Origin of the sequence: Thauera sp. 2A1, from assembly GCF_009469595.2 — a bacterium.
In the GTDB taxonomy this organism is placed as follows: Bacteria; Pseudomonadota; Gammaproteobacteria; order Burkholderiales; family Rhodocyclaceae; genus Thauera.
This window is the reverse complement of record NZ_SSXV01000002.1, coordinates 260,177-283,913: the sequence shown is the minus strand read 5'-3', so window position 1 is coordinate 283,913 and position 23,737 is coordinate 260,177. Positions and strand designations below refer to the sequence as shown.

27 protein-coding genes and 1 tRNA gene are annotated in these 23,737 nt (G+C 63.3%); 5 read left to right on the top strand and 23 right to left on the bottom strand.

The features are described from left to right. Positions 1-7: 7 nt before the first annotated feature. The 13 genes from GH664_RS03350 to GH664_RS03290 form a co-directional block, all read right to left on the bottom strand. Positions 8-637, bottom strand: a complete 630-nt coding sequence (locus tag GH664_RS03350; RefSeq protein WP_153166719.1) for a hypothetical protein — start codon at positions 635-637, stop codon at positions 8-10. Positions 638-642: 5 nt separating this feature from the next. Continuing rightward, complete coding sequence (locus tag GH664_RS03345; protein WP_194270314.1) at positions 643-1,503, bottom strand: ATP-binding protein; 861 nt, start codon at positions 1,501-1,503, stop codon at positions 643-645. Next, positions 1,503-2,264 carry a Bro-N domain-containing protein gene (locus tag GH664_RS03340; RefSeq protein WP_153166717.1) on the bottom strand — a complete coding sequence of 254 codons (762 nt, stop codon included), beginning with the start codon at positions 2,262-2,264 and terminating at the stop codon, positions 1,503-1,505. The genes GH664_RS03345 and GH664_RS03340 overlap by 1 nt, the downstream gene beginning before the upstream one ends. A gap of 2 nt (positions 2,265-2,266) precedes the next feature. Further along, on the bottom strand, positions 2,267-2,548 hold the full coding sequence (locus GH664_RS03335) for a hypothetical protein (protein ID WP_153166716.1): 282 nt from the start codon (positions 2,546-2,548) through the stop codon (positions 2,267-2,269). Between the two features lie 5 nt (positions 2,549-2,553). After that, on the bottom strand, positions 2,554-3,030 hold the full coding sequence (locus tag GH664_RS03330; RefSeq protein WP_153166715.1) for a hypothetical protein: 477 nt from the start codon (positions 3,028-3,030) through the stop codon (positions 2,554-2,556). A gap of 11 nt (positions 3,031-3,041) precedes the next feature. Beyond that, positions 3,042-3,305, bottom strand: a complete 264-nt coding sequence (locus GH664_RS03325) for an AlpA family transcriptional regulator (protein WP_020200569.1) — start codon at positions 3,303-3,305, stop codon at positions 3,042-3,044. A 174-nt stretch (positions 3,306-3,479) separates the two neighbouring features. After that, positions 3,480-3,944 (bottom strand): hypothetical protein, encoded by a 465-nt coding sequence (locus tag GH664_RS03320; protein WP_088861533.1) that lies wholly within the window; start codon positions 3,942-3,944, stop codon positions 3,480-3,482. Then, on the bottom strand, positions 3,941-5,353 hold the full coding sequence (locus GH664_RS03315; RefSeq protein WP_153166714.1) for a recombinase family protein: 1,413 nt from the start codon (positions 5,351-5,353) through the stop codon (positions 3,941-3,943). Before GH664_RS03315 ends, GH664_RS03320 begins: the two co-directional genes overlap by 4 nt. Continuing rightward, a complete protein-coding gene (locus GH664_RS03310; protein ID WP_055451266.1) occupies positions 5,350-5,823 on the bottom strand; it encodes a DUF2924 domain-containing protein in 474 nt (157 codons plus the stop codon). The genes GH664_RS03315 and GH664_RS03310 overlap by 4 nt, the downstream gene beginning before the upstream one ends. Then, entirely contained in the window at positions 5,820-6,035 is a 216-nt protein-coding gene (locus GH664_RS03305; protein WP_153166713.1) for a hypothetical protein, read from the bottom strand. Before GH664_RS03305 ends, GH664_RS03310 begins: the two co-directional genes overlap by 4 nt. A gap of 89 nt (positions 6,036-6,124) precedes the next feature. After that, a complete protein-coding gene (locus GH664_RS03300) occupies positions 6,125-6,985 on the bottom strand; it encodes an OST-HTH/LOTUS domain-containing protein (RefSeq protein ID WP_153166712.1) in 861 nt (286 codons plus the stop codon). 8 nt (positions 6,986-6,993) lie between these two features. Then, positions 6,994-7,923, bottom strand: a complete 930-nt coding sequence (locus GH664_RS03295; protein WP_228111358.1) for an ImmA/IrrE family metallo-endopeptidase — start codon at positions 7,921-7,923, stop codon at positions 6,994-6,996. A gap of 13 nt (positions 7,924-7,936) precedes the next feature. After that, on the bottom strand, positions 7,937-8,266 hold the full coding sequence (locus GH664_RS03290) for a helix-turn-helix transcriptional regulator (protein ID WP_062794267.1): 330 nt from the start codon (positions 8,264-8,266) through the stop codon (positions 7,937-7,939). Between the two features lie 244 nt (positions 8,267-8,510). Here GH664_RS03290 and GH664_RS03285 point away from each other — a divergent pair, with 244 nt between their 5' ends. The 3 genes from GH664_RS03285 to GH664_RS03275 all read left to right on the top strand — a co-directional run bounded on the left by GH664_RS03285 (position 8,511) and on the right by GH664_RS03275 (position 11,019). Beyond that, positions 8,511-9,746, top strand: a complete 1,236-nt coding sequence (locus GH664_RS03285) for a hypothetical protein (RefSeq protein WP_153166711.1) — start codon at positions 8,511-8,513, stop codon at positions 9,744-9,746. 3 nt (positions 9,747-9,749) lie between these two features. Further along, positions 9,750-10,712: a hypothetical protein gene (locus GH664_RS03280; protein ID WP_153166710.1), complete on the top strand. Its 963-nt coding sequence runs from the start codon at positions 9,750-9,752 to the stop codon at positions 10,710-10,712. 76 nt (positions 10,713-10,788) lie between these two features. Continuing rightward, positions 10,789-11,019, top strand: coding sequence for a DUF2188 domain-containing protein (locus tag GH664_RS03275; RefSeq protein WP_020228533.1), 231 nt, complete (start codon positions 10,789-10,791; stop codon positions 11,017-11,019). Between the two features lie 294 nt (positions 11,020-11,313). On the opposite strand, the gene GH664_RS03270 is transcribed toward GH664_RS03275, so the two are convergent. From GH664_RS03270 to GH664_RS03230, 9 genes are all read right to left on the bottom strand, one after another. Further along, positions 11,314-11,389: transfer RNA gene (locus GH664_RS03270), tRNA-Phe, on the bottom strand. Between the two features lie 184 nt (positions 11,390-11,573). After that, complete coding sequence (locus tag GH664_RS03265) at positions 11,574-13,292, bottom strand: cation acetate symporter (protein WP_153166709.1); 1,719 nt, start codon at positions 13,290-13,292, stop codon at positions 11,574-11,576. Then, the gene (locus GH664_RS03260) at positions 13,289-13,597 is read right to left on the bottom strand and encodes a DUF485 domain-containing protein (protein WP_153166708.1); all 309 of its coding nucleotides are present in this window, start codon (positions 13,595-13,597) and stop codon (positions 13,289-13,291) included. Before GH664_RS03260 ends, GH664_RS03265 begins: the two co-directional genes overlap by 4 nt. A 196-nt stretch (positions 13,598-13,793) precedes the next feature. Beyond that, a complete protein-coding gene (locus GH664_RS03255; protein WP_153166707.1) occupies positions 13,794-15,278 on the bottom strand; it encodes a sensor histidine kinase in 1,485 nt (494 codons plus the stop codon). Next, a complete protein-coding gene (locus GH664_RS03250; RefSeq protein ID WP_153166706.1) occupies positions 15,253-15,939 on the bottom strand; it encodes a response regulator transcription factor in 687 nt (228 codons plus the stop codon). The genes GH664_RS03255 and GH664_RS03250 overlap by 26 nt, the downstream gene beginning before the upstream one ends. A 303-nt stretch (positions 15,940-16,242) precedes the next feature. Continuing rightward, on the bottom strand, positions 16,243-17,886 hold the full coding sequence (groL, locus tag GH664_RS03245) for a chaperonin GroEL (protein ID WP_153166705.1): 1,644 nt from the start codon (positions 17,884-17,886) through the stop codon (positions 16,243-16,245). A gap of 53 nt (positions 17,887-17,939) precedes the next feature. Then, positions 17,940-18,230 carry a co-chaperone GroES gene (gene groES, locus GH664_RS03240; protein ID WP_136386082.1) on the bottom strand — a complete coding sequence of 97 codons (291 nt, stop codon included), beginning with the start codon at positions 18,228-18,230 and terminating at the stop codon, positions 17,940-17,942. Positions 18,231-18,529: 299 nt separating this feature from the next. After that, complete coding sequence (locus GH664_RS03235) at positions 18,530-19,078, bottom strand: phasin family protein (protein ID WP_153166704.1); 549 nt, start codon at positions 19,076-19,078, stop codon at positions 18,530-18,532. Between the two features lie 204 nt (positions 19,079-19,282). Then, positions 19,283-19,786 carry a hypothetical protein gene (locus tag GH664_RS03230; protein WP_153166703.1) on the bottom strand — a complete coding sequence of 168 codons (504 nt, stop codon included), beginning with the start codon at positions 19,784-19,786 and terminating at the stop codon, positions 19,283-19,285. A 114-nt stretch (positions 19,787-19,900) separates the two neighbouring features. Here GH664_RS03230 and GH664_RS03225 point away from each other — a divergent pair, with 114 nt between their 5' ends. Then, the gene (locus tag GH664_RS03225; RefSeq protein WP_153166702.1) at positions 19,901-20,440 is read left to right on the top strand and encodes a CYTH domain-containing protein; all 540 of its coding nucleotides are present in this window, start codon (positions 19,901-19,903) and stop codon (positions 20,438-20,440) included. A 52-nt stretch (positions 20,441-20,492) separates the two neighbouring features. On the opposite strand, the gene GH664_RS03220 is transcribed toward GH664_RS03225, so the two are convergent. Beyond that, positions 20,493-21,005, bottom strand: coding sequence for a hypothetical protein (locus GH664_RS03220; protein ID WP_153166701.1), 513 nt, complete (start codon positions 21,003-21,005; stop codon positions 20,493-20,495). 239 nt (positions 21,006-21,244) lie between these two features. Between GH664_RS03220 and GH664_RS03215 the strand changes: the two genes are divergently transcribed. Beyond that, on the top strand, positions 21,245-23,710 hold the full coding sequence (locus GH664_RS03215) for a Lon protease family protein (RefSeq protein WP_153166700.1): 2,466 nt from the start codon (positions 21,245-21,247) through the stop codon (positions 23,708-23,710). Positions 23,711-23,737: the final 27 nt, after the last annotated feature.

The window sequence follows — 23,737 nt, the reverse complement described above, 5'->3', positions numbered from 1 at the left end:
GCCTCCCTCACTGTGCCCACGACGGCTTGCCGGTCACCGGTGCGCGTTGTGGAGCCGGTGCCTGATACGCAGGCGCAGCCGCCTGCGCCGGAGCGCCGGAATGTCCACTGCCCGGAGCCTTGGGCGGCACGCCCATCAGTTTTGCGTAGTCGGGGTGATCAGGCTCGACCGCGATCTTGACCACGTTCCGGTCTTGGCCCTTGCCATCCTTCTCAATGTCCACGCGCGCCAGAAACTCCAGGCCATCCAGTTCATGAAAACCCTGGATGCGGCGCGCGGCGGCGGCCTGCGGGCTGTTGTCCTGGGGATGGACGCTGCGGGCGCTGTTGAGCGCGGCGCGGATAAAGCTGCGCCCCATCTGACCCCAGGTCGGCCCCTTCTTGGAGTGCAGGCCGATGTTGCTCCACATCTTGCGCTTGGCATGGTCGCCCGCCGTGACGACAAACTCGGCGGCGAGGTAGACAGAGCCGGTTTCGAAGGACTCGGTGGCGTAGCCGCCGCCCCAGCCTTGTCCCGGATCGTCATAGCCACCGGGCTTGATGGTCATGCGCACTGGCACGACAGCGCCCTTGGGGATCAGGTCAAAGCCCGACTGTTGGGGATCGGCATCTTGGAAATCAAAATAGTTGGACGACATGGCGATTACTCCTTGGATTCGGTGGTGTTTGCTGCGGTGGGGGTGCCGGTGCTGCCGGGCATGGGAAATGGCGACTGGCCTGCGCACTTGGCGATCAGTGCGCCGAGATGCGGCGGCTCCAGCAGGTCGAGACGACCGCTGCGGTCTTTGGCCGGGAAGCCGTAGGGATTGACGGTGTGGGTGACGAAGGCGCGGTAAGCACTGCCGTCGTCGGCCTTGATCTCGGCCAGTGTCACGACCTCATCGACAATGCCGGGCAGCTCCAGACAGGTCTTGCTGCCTTCGATCTGTGGCACGAACACCTTGCGGTTGTAGTCATCGAGGCGCTCGTCGAGGATGGCGACGAACACCACGTTCTTGCCCCGGGCGTGCTGCAAGTGGGTCAGTGCGCCGATCATTTCCTGGCCGAGCAGGCCATAGGCCGCGCGCAGATCCGGTTTGCCGGAGCGGTCACTGGTGGCACCGGGTTGCGTCTTGCACCATGCGAAGCACTGCCGGGACAACTGCGTGATCGAGTCGAGAAAGAAGGACTGGTAGCGGTCGAGCTGCGTCGGGCTGCCAAATTTCTCGATGACGTGGTCGTAATGCGCCTGCGAGAACGCGCTCTCCGGCGGCAGTGACTTGTCCGGGCCTGCGAGGAACACGAAAAAGTCGCGGCTTTCCGGCCACGATGCCGGGCGGATGGTGTCGCCCGGCCAATCGGCCACGGCGAGATCGCCCGCCTCAATATCGAGGAACAAGGTGGTGGCAGGGTCGAGGTCTTTGAGCCGGGTGGTCTTGCCGATGCCGGACTTGCCCAGCATCAGCAATTTCACACCCTTGCGTTCGGCCAAGCGCTGCTGCGCGGAAATGATCGGGAGGGACATCACGCCACCTCCTTCAGTTGTTCCGCGACCGCCGAATTCCAGAGGATTTGGTAGCCGCTGTGACCGTTGCGCGAGTACGGCATGGCTTCGGCCCATGCTTCACCGGCCTCGGTCAGTTCCCACTCGTCCCGGTCGTTGCGGAACTGAAGGCCTCCGGATGCCAGCAACTGGTTCGTGGCTTTGGCTGAGCGACTCAGCAATTTGCCGAGCTGTGTGGCGTTGAGCGAGCAGATCGGCTCGTTGGCGGCAGGCAAAGCGCGGCGCAGCACTTCCGTGGTCAGGCCGGTGTTTTCCTGAATGCAGGTCAACGTGGCAGCCATTGCAATGCCGGTCTTGACGCCCGGTACCTTGGCGACCGCTTCGCCGATCAGCAGGATGGCGGTGACGCGATCTTGGGTCTGCGCGGGCAAGGCGGCCATCGTGGTGGCGGCGGAATACGCGCCTGTCTTGCGGATTGCAGGCAGCACTTCACCGGTGATCCAGCGCTTGAAACGTTTGGCGGCATCCTTGGTGCTGCCGAGGATCAGGGCGTAAAGGCCTGACTCGTTGACGTGGTTGGCACGCTGTGTGCGCCCGAGGCTGTCGATGACCTCCAATTTCTGGAGATCATCGGCATCGACATGGGACTTGATCGCCTGAGACGGATTGCCCATCTCCAGGGCGTCGCAGACATCGGTGGCGTTGAACCACGGCTGCCCGAGTTTATCGACCTGGACGCGCACGGCGTGCGCTTCGAACTGGAAGGGAATGATCGCGCTCATGATCAGCCCTCCCACGACACGTTGGCGATACGGTCGACTCCACGCGCGGCACGTTTGCGCACCTCGGTGTGGAGTTCTTCCAGCGCGGTGCGGCGGCGACCGAGCGCCAGCGATTCCGCGCTGGCCGTCTGGATGGCAAAGGCCAACTCGTCCACAGTGGCGACATCGAGCGGGACAACGACGTCCTGTCCGTCCGCGCGGCGATACCGGATTTCGTCAGGGAGGTGTTCGCCGTAGATGGACGGCAGCTGTTGACGCAGCGAGGCGATGAGATTGGTGCTCATGGTCATTACTCCGAATCGATGGAAAGGGTGAAAGACGGCTTGCCGGAATCCACAGTGCGAGCGGCAGCGAACTGCTGTTGCAAAGCAGGCGGCCAGTTCGTGAAGCGGGATTCGGAGACGGACAACTTGATGTCGAGGTAACCCTCAACGTTCTCGCCTGAGGCGACGATGCGTTCAGCGATCTCAGCCAGTTGCTTCTGATCCCAGCTAACCTTCTTGGGCAGCTCGAACTTCAGGTGCAGCGGGCCATCGCTGATGTGTGCGGTGCCGAAGTCACGGCCGGATTCCCGCAGCGCGGTGCGTGCCTGCTCGCCGTAGCACTGATCCAGTGCCGCGTCGAACTTGATGCGCGCCTTCTTCAGCCAGTCGATGGCTGCATCGAGGTTCTTGTCGATCTCGTGTTTCTGCGCGGGCGGCAATGCGGCCAGTTGGTTGACGGACATTTCGGCGATGTCGGCGGGGAAGATGGTGATGTCATTCATCGCATCTCTTCTCAAACAGCCGCGCGTTCGGACGTCGAGTCGTGCAGCGCTTCGCGCTCAAACTCGAGGATCGCGTCGACCGGGTAGCCGACACGCTTGGACAGCTTCAGGTAGCGTGGACCGCGACCCTCACTGCGCCAGCGCTGCAAAGTCTTGGGGCTCACGCCCCAGCGTTGCGCGAGCTCGTTCTCGTTGAGCACGCGGCGATCACCGGGTGACATGGTGTTGATCGCCTGCTGTGGCGACCGGGGGATACCGCTGGTTGGTGTCTGCATGGAATGCTCCTGTGACGTTGTTGAGTAACAGGTGTCATTCCAAACTTCGGGTGGCGAACCTTTAAGGGACGCAATGGCGAACCACGACGGAACTCCTGGTTCGCCAATGGCCCAAGGCGGAAAAGCAAGCGGCGAGCACATGGCTCGCCGTCATCGGGTGTGTCTAGAGGCAGATCAGACGTCGGAAAAGCCGAGCAATCGACGCTGCGCAGCCCAATCGCGCGGTAGTTGCTCTTGGCGGCCACGCAAGGTGTGCAGATTCAAGTGGCGTGGCTGACGTCCTTCGAATATCGCCTCCACGATATCGGGGGCCAGCATGGTCATGCGCAAGACCTCGGCAGCCCAGCCCGGCTCTACTTTCATGGCGTGCGCCAAATCCGTTGTCGTGGAGTAGGTGCCATCGTCGATCAAGCGCTTCCAGTAGAAGGCCTTGCCCAGCGTTTTGATCATCGGCACATCGAAGCCACCGATTCGGTCCGCGATCTCGGGGGCTGGCGGTATCAGCAGCTTCCGATTCTGGCGACGCTTGATCGTCAGGGGCACCAAGGTGACCCGCTGCCCCTCGCTGACATAACTGCGCGCCTCGGCTCCGACCTCGATGCGGACGGCGCGCTGGCGCTGGTGGGTCGTGGTATTCATGCCAAAGCCTCCTCGACACGCTCCTGGGACTCTTCGATCAAGGGATGCGTGCTGATATCCGCACCGAATCCGATCCAACCGTCCTCCCGCCAAACGATATCCAGGCCGTGCCCGTGTAGTTGCACGCGTTCGATCAACAGCCGTGTGATACGTTGCTGCTCGGCAGGGAACAACTGCGACCACACGTCACCGATGCGCTGCATGGCGACCACCACCTGTGCCTCGTCCAGCGTCGCCCCCGCCGGATGCTGCTGGCAGGATCTCCACACTGCGATCAGCATTTGCGGCGATGAGAGCGCAGCATGGATTTGCGCCAATACGGCATCTTCGATCTCGGCGGCTGGCAGGTGGCCCACGTCCGGCGTATGCGGAGCCAGGCTGGCACCTGCGTTGCGCCGCTTGTGCAGGTAAGGCACGTAATAGCGGTACTGCCGACCATTTTTCTTCTTGACGAAGGAGTGCAACATGCGTTGGCCATCCGGTGCGAATAGAAGTCCCGCCAGCAGTGCCGGATGCTTGGCTCGGTGTTCGCGCGGTGCCTGCTTTCGCCTCTCAATGAAGGCATGTGCCGCGTCCCACAATTCTTGAGAAACGATGGGATCGTGCTGGGCCGAGTACCACGTCTCGTGATTACAGATTTCACCGAGGTAAATGCGGTTACGCAGCAAGGTAAAGAGGTACTGCTGATCGATGCTGCGCCCCAATCGCTCCCGGCCGGACTGGGTGACCCATGCCTTGGTGGTATGCCCTTCGATTTCCAGTTCGCGGACGAGTCGCGCAGCCGAGCCATGCTCGGCGTAGCGGCGGAAGATGTCACGTACCAGCGCAGCTTCATGGTCGTTGATGACGAGCTTGCGTTCGACCACGTCGTATCCGAGCGGTGGAACTCCGCCCATCCACATGCCTTTGGCCTTGCTGGCGGCGATCTTGTCGCGGATGCGTTCGCCGGTGACCTCGCGTTCGAACTGCGCGAATGACAAAAGGATGTTGAGCGTCAATCGCCCCATCGATGTGGTGGTGTTGAACTGCTGCGTGACCGCGACAAAGGAGACGCCGTTGCGGTCGAAAACCTCGACCAGCTTTGCGAAGTCCGGCAGGCTGCGCGTGAGGCGGTCGATTTTGTAGACGACCACGGTATCGATCTTCCCCGCCTCAATGTCGATCATCAGTCGGCGCAACCCTGGCCGTTCCATGTTGCCGCCCGAGTAGCCGCCGTCGTCGTATCCGTCGTCGACGGCTATCCAGCCCTCATGCCGTTGGCTTGCAATGAAGGCCAAGCCTGCATCACGCTGTGCCTCGAGGCTGTTGTATTCCTGATCGAGGCCTTCGTCAGTGGACTTACGGGTGTAGACGGCGCAGCGCTTCTTTGGCGTGACTGCGGGAATCTGGTTTCGACGCACTGAGCTCATGCCGCCCCCTTCTTCGAAGCTGGCGCCTTCAAACCAAAGAACACCGGGCCTGACCAATGGCTGCCTGTGATGCGCTTGGCCACAGCGGACAGGCTCTTGAAGCGTTGCCCCTGGTACTCGAAATCATTCGATCCGCGCACCAGCACACGATGTTCAATGTCGTCGTAGATGCGTGTCAGAACGGTACCGGGCAGTAGGCGTTGGCTATCGCCGCGTAGTTGCTTGGGCAAGATGCCGGTTTCGCCAACCTCCTCAAGCTTCTTGCGCAGTGACGGTTTCAAACCGCCAAACGCGCGCTCTTGCATCCGGTAGGCCAGGCGACTTTCCAACCAGACCCGATGGTGGTGATTCGGCCGTTCATCGAAATGGTCGTCCCAGAGAGCCCAAAGATCATCCATCGAAAGATGGGGAATAGCCGCGACGCGGGCGGCGACTGAGGCGGGCGTTGGTGAGGTTGCGTGTGCTGTCATGGGCGAACTCCGTTGTTGTGATCGGGGTTCGCATTCACGCGCTGTTGGCCGGGGAAGCCAAGGCAAACCTGCTCGCTGTTTTTGGGGATGTCGCGCGATTGGCGGACACGGAAGCGCAGTAGCGCGGCAGCCAATAGATCAGCGATTTCTTGATGCCCGTGCCGTGGCCGGTCGGGTGATGTGCAAATGGAGATAGGTTCGATTTCTGTCATGGCAAGCGTTCCGATGGAAAACGCTGCTCATGCTAGAAACCAAGGGCACTTCGCGTAACGTGATTTAGCGTGAGTGCGCGGGTTTGACGCTATGTCTCTTTGGGTCGATACCAAGCCGCGCGCTGGCCATTCACTTCCCGATACCGAAGATCGAAAAGGCGGGATTCGTGCACGACCTGCCGCCAACTGCTGCACCCATACTTGGCCGGCAGTTGATCGGGATGCCTTTCTGCAATCCATCGTCCAGCAATAGCGACCGGCGTCCACTCGTCGACAGCCAACTGATCTGCTGCTTCACGCAATGCGCGAATAATTCCGGCTGCGGGCCAATCCACCGAGCCATCCGGCGCTATGCCGTTGATCACCAGATCGCAGAAGGCATCGGACTGGGCAAACTCCGCCGCCAGACGACGGGCCTGATCCATGTGCTCCGCCCAGCCTCGCAGTTGCTCAAAGTGTTGATCGACGCGACTGTAGGCCGCCACCAAGGACTCTTGCGCACCACGGCATCCGTCCAGACTCCAAAGGTCGTGCTGGTCGATAAAGTGGTGCACCAGGTTGTTCCGCAGCAGAACCAGTTCCTTCAGATCGTTTTGCGTCGTATCGAAATCCTCGGCAGACATCCGCAAGCTCATCTTCATCTTGAACGAGATGATGTTGTCGGGCGCATCGGGTTCGGCGACCTCGTCTTGGTCGCCGCTGGTGACATACGTTCCGAGCAGCGTGCCAACCAACGTACCCAGAGTCTTGTTTGCGGCATCCGCAATTCGCTCCGCCTGGTTCGATTCGAGGGGTGATCCTGACGCGGAGATTTCGTGGTGGGCCACGATGGCCTTCATCAGTTGTTCGTACTGCTGCAGACGCAAGAGACAACGGCCCAGCATTCGCTGCACCTCGCGTTGCAAGGTCTGCAGTTCTTCATCAATGGGTTGGATCGGCAAGCCTGTCATCGAGGGACTCACCGTACTGGCAATTGCCCGTTCGAGACGAACTGATCGAAGCTGTCAAAGCTCTCGCCGTCTTGCCAAGACCGATCCCATGACCGTGGTTCAGCACTTTCCAGTAGCAGAAGGGTCAGGACGCGATCTCCTGTGGTGTAGCTGTGCTTGAACTCGCGCAACTTCATGTGTGGTGCCTCCTCCGGGCACCAGATCGCGGCAGACATCTCCGTGCCATCCCACTCCTGCTCAACGGTGGAATCAGCAGCCAGGGTGCCGGGTAATGGTTCCTGCGGATCGTCAGTGCGCCGAATGCGGGCGCGCGTCTTGACCGCGCTGCTGCTGCGCCATTCGTACTTCACGAAACCGTTGTCCCAATAGACAAGGATTGCCCGCTGCGTGGTGAATTTGATGAACCGAATGCACAGCGCCTCGAACGACACCTGGAACCGTTTGGCAAGGGCGCTCAGGACATGCAAGTCGATGCGCTGGTTCGAGATCCACTCGCGCAGCAAGTCGCCAGGCATCAGCAGGTTGCTGGCAAAGTCGTCCGCCTCACGTTCGATGACACGGATAGTGTCAGCGCCGGAGTACACGCTTTCCTTGTCGCAGTTGAAACTTTGCCGCTGATCGCGGTGAAGTATGAAGTGGCCCAGTTCGTGAGCGATGGTGAAACGCTGGCGCTCGGGGTTTGCCTTGCCGTTATAGAAGATGCCCCACTCTGCGGTGTCCTGTGGGTTGCGCACCAGCATACCTTCGCAGCTATTGATGTCCAGCACCATCGGGGCCTTGATCTCCCGTACCCCTTTGCCGTAAGGCGTCTCTGGAAGCATCTGCCGGACGACTTCCAGATCCACGGCATCCGGCATGCCGTCGGCGTGCCAGGCCCGCAACCATCTCAATACGGTGCTGGCTGCGATGGAACCGGTGATGGGCTGGGATGCGCTCAATTGTCAGACCGCCTTAGCTCTTGTCAGGGAACATGATTTTGAGTGCCTGACGGTAGCGATCCTTCTCCTCGTCCGTCATTCCAGCGTACTCGCGGAAGAAGGCCACATCTTCTGGACTGGCTTGGGGAACCTGATCGACGGGCTCCCCCATCACATCCTCCATCGTCACGCCCAGCACCTTGGCTATCGCCTGAATTCGCTCGGCAGAAGGGCGCTGGCCGTCCTTCATTTCCAGTTCCCATATGTACGCCTTGGTACAGCCGACCGCGTCGGCGACCTGTTGCAAGGTCAATTTCTTCGCCTCGCGTAAGCGTCGCAGGCGTGCTCCGAACGCTGAAGCCATAGCGATGCTCCTGTAGGGGAAAACAGTCAGTTAACAAAAACAAGACCGCTAGTATAGCCGCGAGATACAAATGAGGTCTAGATGTGCCGCTTTGATTGACAAGCGGAAATCTGAGGTTCAGAATCGCGCTTGTATCTCGCTACTTTACTTGTTCGAGGTGCGTGTTCAGTAACCAAGTCGCTGGCCAGTGCAGTCCGTACATCGGTCGCAGACCTTCGACGCCGATCCAGAAAGGACGATCAAGATGAAGAAGACCTTTGTCGACGTGATGCTCGAGCTGCCGGTGGACGCCACGCTGCGCGACTTCCTGACCACCCACAACCTGCCTGTGCCCGATGGCTTTGCCTGGGATGACACACCGGAGACCAGCCAGTTTCTGGTCGAAGCGGTCAAAGTCTGGCCCGACATTGCTGCCCGCGACCGGATGACGGCCAACCTCATGGCCAGCGTTCAGTTGGGCGATTCGGCTGGCAAGCAGGCGATGTTTGAGGCGGCCGTGACCGACGGTGCCGCTTTGGCGGGTTTGACGCTGTGCGCAAGTGACATCCACCGTTCCTTCTGGCTCTACGTCCACCACCCGGCACTGTTCGAGCGTGCCTATGACTTCAGCTTTTGGGAACAGCATGGGCAACAGACACAGCAATACGATCTTGGCCTGAAACGCCAACCGAACGGTTCGGATGCCAATCTGACCACGTTGCGTCACGCCATCTCGGCCTTCTACAAGCGCGAACTCCAATGCGGAGACGGCAGCGTGGCGCACTTGGTCGAGCGCAGCCCGGGCGTGTTCCTGCTGTCGGTCCATGTCAAGGACATGGCGATGCTGCGTCTGGAGTTCGAGGGAGCGACCCTGAAACGCCGGGTCGGCAACCCCAACATCCACATGGTGCTGGAGTACGCCAAGTCCACCGGTGTGGTGCGCACGCTGGTGCGCGGCGGCGCAAAGTATCAGCAAATGCTGGTCGAGGCCTTCGCGGAGCATGTGCTGGGCGTGAAAGCAAGCGCTCACAAGATCAAGTCGCCGACTCTGGATCTGTCGATGCTGCGCACCGGGTTCGATGTGCCGGATGCGTTCGAGGACGGCTTCTCGATGGTTCAGTTGAAGGCACTCACCCTGCTCAGCCCTGACACGGCGCTGAAGATCGAATGCACGGCGATGCAATCCAGCCAGCAACGCTCGGTGCACGATTTGCTGAAGGAGAAGCTGCCGGGCCCGCTGGAGGGGCAGTGGGCGGTGACGGCGGCGCAGGTAAATCTCTACTACCCACCCGAGCCGGGCAGGACTCGCCCCAAGGTGGTCACCATCGAAGTGACCAGCAAAGGGCGGCTGAACCTGCACAAGTTCGACGCCAAGATGCAGGCGCAGCTGGAAGGCTACTTGGTTGCGGTGGGCATCTTGCAGAAGGGCCAGACCCTCAGCGCCCAGGAGTTGCCGCCGGAGACCGACCCAGTCAGTTCCTCATCCGCTTTCGAGGACTGACCAATGACGACGCACGATGCCTGGACCCTGGTTTGCCGGCTGTTCGCAGGCGGCACGCCGGTGCTGCGGGCCACGCTGTCGCCACGCGAGGTATCTGCTTTGTCTATGCTCGGCAAAGCCGTCAGGCCAACAGTGGTGGATCAGTTTTTTGTGCTCTGTCCCCACTGTCAGCAGCATCGGGCGCAGGTCTGGGGCGATGGACGGGGCGGTCGGGTCTGCCGGTGCCCGGAGTGTGGCCAGGTTCCTGTCGAGGCAATCGACGGTGCGGCGTTGGCCCTGGACGAAGACTGGCTGCGGCAGAAAATGCGCCTCGCGCTCGACATCGAGAGCCGCGACGACATCTATGACTTGGGCGACGGTGCTTGGCGGCTCGGTAACGCCCGCAGCTCTCCGGTCGTGCTGGCCCGAGATCTGACGAGAGTGCTGCATGAGCCGACCTTGCTGGATCGTATTCGGGTGGCGGGAAGCAACATCCGGGTCATCACTCCCAGGCCGCGCACGACGCGTGGATCGTCCTTCGGCTCCAGCGTGGAATGGCTGGCACTGGAGGAACGTTTCACGTTCTATGGCGGCGTAATCACCTTCATCCCCTCTGTGCCGTTTGCAGTGCCAGCAGTGGCCGATCCGGCCGCGCCAGTGAACGGGCCGTTCTCGGCCGACTTCAAGTGGGCAACGCTGCCGGATGTGCAGTCCACACCAATCCGATTCACCCAAGGTCAGGCCAAGGTGTTCGAAGCGCTCTGGTCGTTCAAGGGGGCCGAGGTGGACGGCGAAAGGATCATGCAGCGCGCTGGCCAGAAGAGCGACAAGCCGATTGACCTGTTCAAGATCAAGTCGAAGGACAAGGGCAAGCCGGAGCACGAGGCTCGACTGGCAGCCTACGGGGCACTCGTCGTCACACAGCAACGCGCTGGACTGTATGCGATGCCGTGTTCGGCAACTGGAAAGGGGGCGCGAACGTCATGACATGAATTCAGCACCGAAGCGCCTGGCTCGCGCCGACTTCAAGAGCCTGACTTTTTCATTTTTTGGAGAGATTGAAATGAGCGGAAAGAACCAATGGGTCGTACCCATCAACGGCGGTGATCAGTGGGGTGTGCGGGGAGAAGGCAACGACCGTCTCACCTCCATCCATGACACGCAGCAACAGGCGATTGACCGTGCGCGGGACATCGCCATCAACCAGCAGAGCGAGATGCTCATCCAAGGGCGGAACGGCCAGATCCGTGAGCGCAACAGCTACGGTGACGATCCGTTCCCGCCCAAGGGTTGACGTGGAGGCTGGCCTCGCGGGTTTGCCGTTCTGCTTTGCTCGTGCAAACCCGCGAGCCAACCATTCCCGTCGGCGCAAGCATAAGTGGTTGACGAACAACGCCGTCTGCGTGTGCCACGGCGAAGAAGTTAGCGCCGATTTCGAGAGAAGAGAGGGCGGAACGGAGGGCAACCGGGGATGTTCCTGCCAGGCCATAGGACCCCGGTCGCACACGCAGAATGTGCGGGAACCCCGCGTGTCATGCGGGAAGCACAAATGAAAACGCCCAACTGAGAACAGTTGGGCGCTGAATTTTGGTGGCCAGTCGCGGAATCGAACCACGGACACGCGGATTTTCAATCCGCTGCTCTACCAACTGAGCTAACTGGCCAACAGAGCGCGCATTATAGCGGGCTTTCGCCCCCTGTCAAACATATTCTGGATTTTTCCCCGCCTGCACGAAGATGCCATGCAGGCGCTCCAACGGAACACGGCGGGCGCCGAAGGGGCGCCCGCCGTTTTTCGATCACCCGGTTTCCGGCCTCCCTCCCCGGGAGTCCGGCCGGGCTTGCTGCTTAGTGGCCGGACGCGCCAGCGGCACCGATACCCGTTTCCGAGCGGACGCGCTGGGCAAGGTAGCCGGCGCGGTCTTCCTTCGCGCGCTGGCTGTTGTCGAGGATCGAGAACAGCCAGATGCCGATGAAGCCGGCAGCCATCGAGAACAGCGCGGGCGAGGTGTAGGGGAACAGCGCCGAACCCTTCGGGTTGCCGAGCGTGGCTTCCCACACCGACGGCGACACGACCGTCAGCACAACGGCGACGATCAGGCCGAGGAAGCCGCCCAGCGTCGCACCACGGGTCGTGCAGTCCTTCCACAGCACCGACATGAACAGCACCGGGAAGTTGGCCGAGGCGGCGATCGCGAAGGCCAGCGACACCATGAAGGCGATGTTCTGCTTCTCGAAGGCGATACCCAGGATCACCGCGATGACGCCCAGCGCAATGGTGGTCATGCGCGACACGCGCAGCTCGGAGGCCGAATCCGCGTTGCCGTGCTTGAACACCGTGGCGTAGAGGTCGTGCGACACGGCCGAGGCCCCCGACAGGGTCAGGCCCGCAACCACCGCCAGAATCGTGGCGAACGCGACCGCGGAGATGAAGCCGAGGAAGACGTTGCCGCCGACTGCGTTGGCGAGGTGGATGGCCGCCATGTTGCCGCCGCCGATCAGGCCGCCCTTGGCGTCGAGGAACTGCGGGTTGGTGGACACCAGCACGATGGCGCCGAAGCCGATGATGAAGGTCAGGATGTAGAAGTAGCCGATCCAGGTGGTCGCCCAGAACACCGACTTGCGGGCTTCCTTGGCGTCCGGCACGGTGAAGAAGCGCATCAGGATGTGCGGCAGGCCGGCGGTGCCGAACATCAGCGCCATGCCGAAGGAGATCGCCGAGATCGGATCCTTGATGAAGGAACCCGGCCCCATGATCGCCTGACCGATGACACCCGCCTCCTCCGGCGTCTTGCCGGCAGCGGTGGCCACACCCGCCTTGATGCGAACGGCGTCGGCGAACAGCGCCTCAGGCGAGAAACCGTAGTTCAACAACACCATGAAGGCCATGAAGGACGCACCCGCGAGCAGCAGGCAGGCCTTGATGATCTGCACCCAGGTGGTTGCCGTCATGCCGCCGAACAGCACGTAGACCATCATCAGCGCGCCGACGATGACCACCGCCATCCAGTACTCGAGGCCGAACAGCAGCTTGATGAGCTGGCCGGCACCGACCATCTGCGCGATCAGGTAGAAGGCCACCACCACCAGCGTGCCCGAGGCCGCGAAGGCGCGGATCGGGGTCTGCTTGAAGCGGTAGGCGGCGACGTCGGCGAAGGTGAACTTGCCGAGGTTGCGCAGCTTCTCGGCCATCAGGAAGGTGATCACCGGCCAGCCGACGAGGAAGCCGATCGAGTAGATCAGGCCATCGTAGCCGCTGGTCATCACCGCTGCAGAAATACCGAGAAAGGATGCCGCCGACATGTAGTCGCCGGCGATCGCCAGGCCGTTCTGGAAACCGGTGATGCCGCCGCCGGCAGTGTAGAAGTCGGCCGCCGACTTGGTCTTGGCCGCCGCCCACTTGGTGATGAACAGCGTGAAGACGACGAACGCGCCGAACATGATGATCGCGGTCCAGTTGGTGGCCTGCTTCTCGGCCTGGCCGAGATCACCGCCCGCGGCCAGCGCCGCCACCGACAGCGCCGCCAGCGCGACGCCGGCAGACAATTTCGTGAAGCGTCCGCTCATTTGCCGCTCTCCTTGACGATTTCCTGGGTCAGCGCGTCGAACTCGGAGTTCGCACGACGGACATAGATGCCGGTGATGATGATCGTGAAGAAGATGACGCCGAGGCCGACTGGAATGCCGACGGTCATGACGCCGGCACCGAGCTTGACGGCTAGCGTCTCTTTGCTGAACGCGATCAAAGCGATGTAGCCGTAATACACGATCAGCATGATGATGGTGAGCAGCCAGCCGTAGGATGTGCGCGTCCCCACCAACTTCTGATATTTCGGATTGGCGGTGATCTTCTTCACCAGGTCGTCTTCCATGTCTCCCTCCGCTTGCAATTTGGATGAACCGGACTTTCGCCCGGACGATGACAAGTTAGCGGCGGAGACTTACGACCGGCTTACGAGATGCAACATTGGTTTATCAAAGAAGAAATTCGGTGAATGTGGTACCGAAAGATGCTCGCGCTGCCTGCCTGGCGGCTCACGCCGCACGCGCTCGGCACGGAGGGACGACTCAACCCAGGGGATAGAAGTCGCCGTGCACTGGTGGCGGCAACTGACGCTGGCTACGGGGAAACACGACCTGCGCAAGCGTTCCCCGGCCTTGGGGATTGGGACTGAGCGCGACGGTCGCACGGTGCAGCTCGGCGATCTCGCGCACGATCGGCAGGCCGAGGCCCGAGCCGTCCACGCCGCTGCCGAGCACGCGGTAGAAGCGCTCGAAGACACGCTCGCGGTCCGCCTCGGGGATGCCGACACCGGTGTCCTCGACTTCGAAGATGGGCGCGCCGGCATGCCGGGTGCGCGCGGTGACGCTGCCGCCGCGCGGCGTGTACTTGATCGCGTTGTCCATGAGGTTCTTGATCATCTCGCGCAGCAGCACCGGGTTGCCTTCGATCTGCAGGTGATGCCCGGCATCTTCCACGCCGAGGTCGATGCCCTTGGCGAGCGCGCGCGGGAACAGGTCCTGCGCCACTTCGCGCACCACAGCGGCAAGGTCGAGCGACTCCACGACATAGAGCTTCTCGAAGCTCGCCTCCGCGCGCGCCAGCGACAGCAACTGGTTGATCAGGTGAGCGGCGCGATCGGTGCTCTCGGCGATGTGGGCCAGCGAGCGGCGCAACTGGTCGGGATCGGTCTCCTGCAGCGCGAGATCGGTCTGCATCTTGAGGCCGGTGAGCGGGGTGCGCATCTGGTGCGCCGCGTCGGCGATGAAACGCTGCTGCGCCTGCAGGTTCTCTTCCAGGCGGGCCATCATGCCGTTGTAGGCGACGATGAGAGGACGCACTTCCTCGGGCACCGTCGCCGGCTCCACCGGCGACAGGTCGGTCGGCCGCCGCATGCGGATCAGGCTCTGCAGCCGGTTGAGCGGCGCGATGCCGCGCGACAGGCCGACCCACACCAGCACCACCGCAAGCGGAATGATCGCGAACTGCGGCAGCAGCACGCCGGTCACCACGCGTGATGCCAGGTCGGTGCGCTTGTTGCGCGTCTCCGCCAGTTGCACGACCATCAGCGGCAGCGGGCTGCCGCCCGGGACTCGCACGAACTGGTAGGCGACACGGACTTCCTCGCCCTGGATCACCTCGTCGCGGAACAGCACCTCGTCGATGATGGGCGCAGGGGGCTTCGGCGCGGGCGGAATGTCGACGTCGCCGCTCAGCATCTCGCCGTATTCGTTGGCGACCTGGTAATACAGGACGTCGTCCTGGTCGGCGCGGAACAGCGCGCGTGGCGGCGCGGGAAAGCGCATCACCGCCCGCCCCTCCTCCACCGCGATGAAGCGCGCCAGCGTGCGTGCGCCCTCGGCCAGCGCACGGTCGTAAGGCTGACTGGCGATGTTGTCCGCCACGTTGTGGGTGACGATGATGGAGATTGGCCACAGGAACAGCAGCGGCGCCAGCATCCAGTCGAGGATCTCGCCGAACAGCGAATTCGGCTGGCCGGACACCCGGCCGCGTGCAGTACGCTTGCTAGGCTTTCGCCGCCGGAGCTGCATCCGGGTTTTCCAGGCAGTAGCCGAGGCCGCGCACCGTCACGATGCGCACGCCGCTGTCCTCGAGTTTCTTGCGCAGGCGATGCACATAGACTTCGATCGCATTGCTCGACACTTCCTCACCCCAGCCGCACAGGTGATCGACGAGCTGATCCTTGCTCACCAGCCGGCCCACGCGCAACAGGAAGACTTCGAGCAGGCCGATCTCGCGCGCCGAAAAATCCACCACCTGGCCGGCGATCTTCACCACCCGATCGGCCTGGTCGTAGCTCAGTCGACCGACCTCGATGCAGCGCGCCTGCCCGGTGCCACGCCGCGTCAGCGCACGCGCCCGGGCTTCGAGCTCCGGCAGGGCAAAGGGCTTGGTGAGGTAATCGTCGGCGCCCGCATCGAGGCCGCGCACGCGGTCGTCGACCCCATCCTGGGCGGTGAGGATCAGCACCGGCACCGCGGACTTGCGCGCGCGCAGGCGCTTGAGCACCTCGATGCCGGGCAGGCGCGGCAAGCCGAGATCGAGGATGAGCAGGTCATAAGGTTGCGACGCAAGGGCGGCGTCCGCCTCGGCCCCGTCGGCGACGTGATCGACCGCATAGCCGCCGCGGCGCAGCGCACGTCCGATGCCGTCGGCAATCACCGGGTCGTCTTCAGCCAGCAGAATGCGCATGGGTTTCCGGGTGTAAGTTGCATGTAAGCGGGTGCCGATAGATTCCGCCCCGCTGTTCTCCTTTTGCTCGGTCCTGGGGAATGCCCGCCGCGAGCGGCCGCATTCCGGGGGGCGGCTGCCTGTCGCTCCCCACCGACTTTTCTCCCAAACGGTCCAATTATCACATGCTTCGCGCGGCTCGGCGCGCAGCCGGGGCTGCGTTCGCGCGCGTAAACGACAAACGGCCCCGCACCAGGCGGGGCCGTTTGTCGTCGATGCTGCCAGGTTGCGGCCCCGGCGAGCCGGGGCCACAGGCAAGGGCAATTACATACCCATGCCCATGTCGCCCATGCCACCCATGCCGCCCATCGGGGGCATGGCGGGCTTGTCTTCGGCCAGCTCGCCGACCATGCAGTCGGTGGTGAGCATCAGGCCGGCGACGGAGGCGGCGTTCTGCAGCGCGGTGCGGGTGACCTTGGTCGGATCCAGCACGCCCATCTCGACCATGTCGCCGTACTCGCCGGTGGCGGCGTTGAAGCCGTAATTGCCCGAACCCTCGACGACCTTGTTCACCACCACCGAGGCTTCGTCACCCGCGTTGGCGACGATCTCGCGCAGCGGCTGCTCCATCGCGCGCAGCACGATCTTGATGCCGGCGTCCTGGTCGTGGTTGTCGCCCGTCAGGCCGGCCAGGTTGGCGCGAGCACGCAGCAGCGCGACGCCGCCGCCCGGGACGATGCCCTCTTCCACCGCAGCGCGGGTCGCGTGCAGCGCGTCTTCGACGCGGGCCTTCTTTTCCTTCATCTCGACTTCGGTCGCGGCACCGACCTTGATCACGGCAACGCCGCCGGCCAGCTTGGCCACGCGTTCCTGCAGCTTCTCGCGGTCGTAGTCGGAGGTGGCTTCCTCGATCTGCACGCGGATCTGCTTGACGCGCGCCTCGATACGGTCGGCTTCGCCGGCGCCGTCGATGATGATCGTGTTTTCCTTACCGATCTCGATGCGTTTGGCCTGGCCGAGGTCGTTCAGCGTGGCCTTCTCCAGCGTCAGGCCGACTTCCTCGGCGATGACCTGACCACCGGTCAGGATGGCGATGTCTTCCAGCATGGCCTTGCGACGGTCGCCGAAGCCCGGCGCCTTGACGGCGCAGGTCTTCAGGATGCCGCGGATGTTGTTCACCACCAGGGTGGCGAGCGCTTCGCCTTCGACGTCTTCGGCGATGATCAGCAGCGGGCGGCCAGCCTTGGCGACTTGCTCCAGCACCGGCAGCAGGTCACGGATGTTGGAGATCTTCTTGTCGAACAGCAGCACGAACGGGTTGTCGAGGATGGCAACCTGCTTGTCCGGGTTGTTGATAAAGTACGGCGACAGGTAGCCGCGGTCGAACTGCATGCCCTCGACGACGTCGAGTTCATTCTGCAGCGACTTGCCGTCTTCGACGGTGATCACGCCTTCCTTGCCGACCTTGTCCATGGCACGGGCGATGATGTCGCCGATGTCGCTGTCCGAGTTGGCCGAGATCGAGCCGACCTGGGCGATTTCCTTGTTCGTCGAGCAGGGCTTCGACAGCTTCTTCAGCTCTTCGATGGTGGCGATGACGGCCTTGTCGATGCCGCGCTTCAGGTCCATCGGGTTCATGCCGGCGGCGACGAACTTCATGCCTTCGCGCACGATCGACTGCGCCAGCACGGTGGCGGTGGTGGTGCCGTCACCGGCGATGTCGGAGGTCTTGGAAGCGACTTCCTTGACCATCTGCGCGCCCATGTTCTCGAACTTGTCCTTCAGTTCGATTTCCTTGGCGACCGACACGCCGTCCTTGGTCACCGTCGGGGCGCCGAACGAGCGCTCGAGCACCACGTTGCGGCCCTTCGGACCCAGGGTCACCTTGACCGCGTTGGCCAGGATGTTGACGCCGGCGACCATGCGCTCACGGGCGGAATCACCAAACTTGACTTCTTTAGCTGCCATTCTTCAGAACTCCGGATTTATTTCGGTTAGCGGTTCAGGGAAACGCGGGAGGCTCAGGCCTCGACCACGCCCATGATGTCTTCCTCGCGCATCACGAGGAGCTCTTCGCCTTCAACCTTCACGGACTGGCCGGCATACTTGCCGAACAGCACCTTGTCGCCCACCTTGACGGCCATCGGACGGACCTTGCCGTCGTCCAGGATCTTGCCGTTGCCAACGGCCAGCACTTCGCCCTGATCGGGCTTCTCGCCGGCGCTGTCGGGGATCACGATGCCGCTGGCGGTCTTGCGTTCGGCTTCAAGGCGCTTGACGATCACGCGATCATGCAAGGGACGAATCTTCATCAGGTTCTCTCCTACCAGGTTTCGACTAATGCGGGACCAGCCCGCCGGAAAATTCGCGAGTACCACACGGGCACCGCCCGGGGCTGTTAGCACTCACTGCCAACGAGTGCTAATAATAGGGTCGAGGTGCGGCGATTTCAAGTGCACTGCCACTCGCAATTTCGATTCCCGCCACGACCGCCGCCCCCTGCCAGGGCGACGGTGTAGACGGCACGAGGGGCTGCCCGGTCGATCCGGGCAGCCCCTCGTGTCCTGCACGCGGGCCTTGCGGCCCGTCATGCAGCGTGCAGCAAACCTGCTTACGCAGCCTTCTTGGAGGAAACGGCCTTGACGGTCGCTTCGGTGGCGGCGGCGATGTTGGCCTCGGCCACTTCCGACGCCTGCTTCACCGCCTTGGAGGCGTTGTCGTACAGGCTGTTGGCGGCTTCCATCGACGACTTGATGGCGGCGAAGACCGGCTCGGAACCAGCCGGCGCGGCCTTGGCAGCCTGCTCGAGGGCGCTGTTCACGTTCTTGTTCAGCTCGGCAACCTGGGCTTCGAACAGCTTGGCGACTTCCTGCTGCGCTTCGGCGGCGATTTCGTACACGCTGCGGGCATAGGCCACGGCCTTGTCCATCATCGGCTGGGCCAGCGAGGCCTGCAGACCGGCGATGTCCTGCGGGTTCTTCACGGCCAGCAGGGTCTTGGTGGCGGCAACGCCGTCTTCCAGCGCGGCACGGGCGGTGTTGATGTTCAGGGCCGACAGGCGCTCGACGCGGGCGACGTTGCTGTTGGCCAGCGCGATCAGGGTCTCGATGTTGGCCTTGGCGACGGCGGAGAACTGCTCGGGAGTGGTGAATTTCGACATGGCGGTCTTCCTTTGATTGATGCGGCGATTTGATGGCAGGAAATCGATCGTTTGCGAGGCAGCATGGCGCTTGAATCGCGCCTCTTTGCTGCGACGCAACATGTGGCCACTATATCGTCGAAAATTTTCCTGTCAATGCTTTTTGCGCATCGCAACAAAACCGCATCGCACCGGCCCCTGCGCGCTCGAACCCGGCAGCCCGTTTCAGTCCGACGAAGGGGGCCGCTGCGGCGCCGACTCAGGCTCATCGTCGGCCCGCGGTCGAGCACGGGCGCGCATCTGCGCGACCCGGCGCATGAAGGTTGCCTCCGACGCCGCGCCGGCGTCCGCGGCAATCGCCTGCAGTTCCTCCGGCCAAAGGCGCAGCATGGCGGCAGGAATCGGTGCAACGCTGCGAAAACCCTTGCCGAGCGCGTCTTCCAGCCGATGCGGCAGGCCGCTCGCGATCGACAGGTCACCGAACATGGCGAACTGTTCGAGGAAATCCTCGCCATCGCTCACCCGGAAGAGGCTGCGCCGCGCCGCATGCACCGGCTCGCCATCCTCCTCGCGCAGCAGGCTCCAGCCCTTTGGCAGCAGGACGCACACGCTCGGCGCGCGATGCGCAAGCAGGCGGTCGATGAGCAAGGCGGGGGTCCAGTTCCCGGCGCTCTGCGCCGACAACCACTGCGCCGCGGCGCCCAGCGATATCAGCTCGCTCTCGTTCATTTTCCTGTCAGTGATCGACCATTCGTACCGATAACAAGGAGGCTTTTTGCGCCGCAACAGCCAACGCAAAATATTTTGCTACAATCCGATCTCCGCTTGCCTGATCGGTGTCCCATGGCGACAGAAATCGAACGCAAGTTCCTGGTACGCGAAACCGGCTTCCTCGACGGACGCAAGGGCGACCGCATCATACAAGGCTATGTCGCAAAGGAACCGGGCGCCATGTCCACGCGCGTGCGCCTGCGGGCCGAACGCGCTTACCTGACGCTGAAGGGACCGCACGAGGGCATTTCGCGCGACGAGTTCGAATACCCCATCCCGGTCGCCGACGCCCAGCGCATCCTGGCGCAATACTGCGGCAATCGCATCATCCACAAGACCCGCTACGTGGTCGATTTCGCCGACCAGGCGTTCGAGGTCGATGTATTCGAAGGGCGCCACGCCGGCCTGGTGATCGCCGAAATCGAGCTTCCGCGCGAGGATACCCCCGTCGTGCTGCCACCCTGGGCGGGACTCGAAGTCACGCACGACCGGCGTTACGGGAACTACATGCTGGCGCAGCACGAAGGGCCTGCGCTGCCGCTGCGCATGAGCGACCTCACCGCATCCTCGACCACTTTTCCCGGGTTGCCGGGCTTGGGCGCACCCCACTGACGGCATCCGCGCAGGGCAATGCACCCCGCGGCTGCCGCCAGATCCACCGACCTCAGTGCGCCGCGGCCGTTTCCACGCGTCCGTCCTGGCCTGAAGTACAGCACAGCAGCTCGCCCTCACCCTCCAGGCGCTTGACCATCAATACGCCGGCATCGGCCAGGTTTTCGGTCGCGCTTTCCGCCGCGTCGAGCGCGAGATCGATCGCGCCGACCGTCGTGTCGAATTCGCGCGGCAACCACTTGTGCATCTGGTGTAGCGCGGCATGGGCGCAGCGGTGCGAGATCGCCCACTGCGATTCGGACACCTTCACCAGGTCGATCAACCATGCGGAAGTCAGATGCAGGGATTCGTGGAACAGCCCACGCACCTCATCGACCGCGCGATAACCGGCAACACCGTCGCCCGGCAACAGCACCTGCTGCAGCGACATGCCCGCGCTGGCTTTGAGCGCTCGGAGCGACAGCCCATTGAGCTGATGCATCACATTGAAGGTAAGCATCGCCGCCTCCCGGACATTGGCAAGCGAGTGCGACTGGTAGTTCGAGACCATCGTCTGTTGCAGCATCTTGTTTCTCCCGCTTCAGCACATGCGAGCTGTCCCGGCACATTGACGGACAATGACCAGCGTCGCGATGGCAAGCTCTCTTGCTTCGTCTTGATTCTGCGACGACCGCACGCAAAGTCGCGGTATTTGCTCACATGCCGGCTCACTTCGCCCTTGCTGCCGCGATCGTGCGCCTACCTGCTTTGCCCCAACAAGGGGCACGATTATGCTTGGCATAAAAACCACACGAGGTGCGTCCGATGGGCCGTCCCACCCCGCTTGCGCCGCAGTCCCTGTACACCGCGTGCGACCCCGCCTCGTTGCCGTTCAACGACTCCACCGAACTGCCTGAAATCGATGCGGCGCTGATCCACACCCGTGCCGTCGAGGCGATGCGGATGGGGCTCGACATCCCGCACAGCGGCTACAACCTCTTCGTGCTCGGCGAAACCGGCAGCGGACGCCACGCCATCATCAACCAGTTGCTCGAGAGGGAACGGCGCAGCGGCGAGCCGCCGGCGGACTGGTGCTACGTCTACAACTTCGCCGACGCCGCCCGCCCCGACCTGATGCGCCTGCCCTGCGGCCGCGGCGCGCACCTGCGCGACGACATGCAGAGCTTCGTCGAGGAACTGCTGCCTGCCATCACCGCGGTGTTCCAGAGCGACGAATACCGCAGCCGCATCGAGGCGATGCAGGAGGAGCAGAAGCAGCGCGAGGAGGCCGCGCTGCACGCCCTTGGGCACGAATCCGCCGAGCTTGGCGTCGCGCTGCTGCGCACCCCGCACGGCTTCGCCTTCGTGCCGATGAAGAACGAGGACAGCACCCTGTCGCAGGAGGAGTTCGAGCAGTTGCCCGAAGAGCGGCAGCGCGAGCTGGCAGCGCACATCAAGACCATGCACGAGCGCATGCACAAGCTCATGAACGAGTTTCCGCGCTGGCGCCGCGAGCTGCAGAGCCGCATCAAGGAGGCCGGCAGCGAGGCGCTGCGCATCACCGTGACGCACCTGGTCGAGGACCTCAAGCCGGCCTACGGCGACTTGCCCGAGGTGATCGCCTGGCTCGACGCAGTGCTGCAGGACATCGTCGAGAGCGGCGAATCGCTGCGCGAATCCTCGCAAAGCGAAGGCGACACCGAAACCACGACCTACTCCGGCAGCATTTCGGTGCAGCGCTACCTGGTCAATCTGCTGGTCGAGAATCCCGCCGACGGCACCCGCCCGGTGGTGTATGAAGACCACCCCACGCTGCAGAACCTCGTCGGCCGCATCGAGCATGTGGTGCACATGGGCACGCTGATGAGCAACTTCACGCTCATCCGCGCCGGCGCGCTGCAGCGGGCCAATGGCGGCTTCCTGGTGCTCGACGCCATCAAGGTGCTGTCGCAGCCCTACGCCTGGGACGGGCTCAAGCGCTGCCTGCGCGCCGGCAGGATCCGCATCGAGTCGCTGTCCGACATCATCGGTCTCACCAGCACGGTGCAACTCGAGCCCGAGGCGATGCCGCTGGACCTCAAGGTGGTGCTGATCGGCGAGCGCCTCGTCTATTACCTGCTGTGCCAGTACGACCCGGATTTTCCGCAGCTCTTCAAGATCAACGCCGACATGGAGAGCGAGATCGAACGCAACGCGGAGAACACCGCCGCCTACGCACGCCTGATCGCGACGATGGCGCAGCGCGGCGGGCTGCGGCCGCTGTCTGCCGCGGCGGTAGCGCGCACCATCGAGCACGCCGCCCGCCTGGCGAGCGACGCGCAGCGCCTCACCACGCAGACGCAGCCGCTTGGCGACCTGCTGCGCGAGGCCGACCATTTCGCCGCAACGCGCCAGGCGCCTCGCATCGAGCGCGAGCACATCGAGTCCGCGCTCGAGGCTCATCGCCGGCGCAACGACCGCATCCGCGAGCGCTTCCTCGATCACATCCTGCGCGGCCAGTTGCTGGTCGACACCGCGGGCGAGCATGTCGGACAGGTCAATGGCCTCGCCGTGGTGCTGCTGGGCGAGAGCACCTTCGCCCATCCGGTGCGCATCACCGCCACCGTGCGCGTCGGCGATGGCGAGGTGGTGGACATCGAGCGCGAGGTCAGGCTCGGCGGGCCCATCCACTCCAAGGGCGTGCTCATCCTGTCGTCCTTCGTCGCCGCGCGCTTCGGCCTCACCCTGCCGCTGTCGCTGAAGGCGAGCCTGGTGTTCGAGCAGTCCTACGGCGGCGTCGAGGGCGACAGCGCCTCGCTGGCGGAACTCGCCGCGCTGCTGTCGGCACTGGCGGGCGTGCCGCTGCGGCAGTCGCTGGCGGTGACCGGCTCGGTGAACCAGTTCGGCGTGGTGCAGCCGGTGGGCGGCATCAACGAGAAGATCGAAGGCTACTTCGACGTATGCGCGGCGCGCGGCCTGAGCGGCGAACAGGGCGTGCTGATCCCGCGCGCCAACGTCTGCGACCTGATGCTGCGCCCGGAGGTGGTGGAGGCAGTGGAGGCAGGCCGCTTCCATGTGTGGGCCGTCGCCGACGTCGATGAAGCACTGGAACTGCTCACCGGGCTCGCGGCGGGAAAGCCGGAGGAGATTGGCGAAATGAAGGCCGAGCTTCCTGCGGGTTCGATGAACGCACGCGTCGTCGAGGGGCTGCGCAAGCTGGCAAAGATGCGCAAGGAGTTCTCGCGCGCGCAGTCGGCGGACCACGATCGCACGGGGGACGCGGAGCATCGCGCCGAAGACGGGGAACGGTAGGCGCCGCTCATCTTCCGCGCGTGCTGG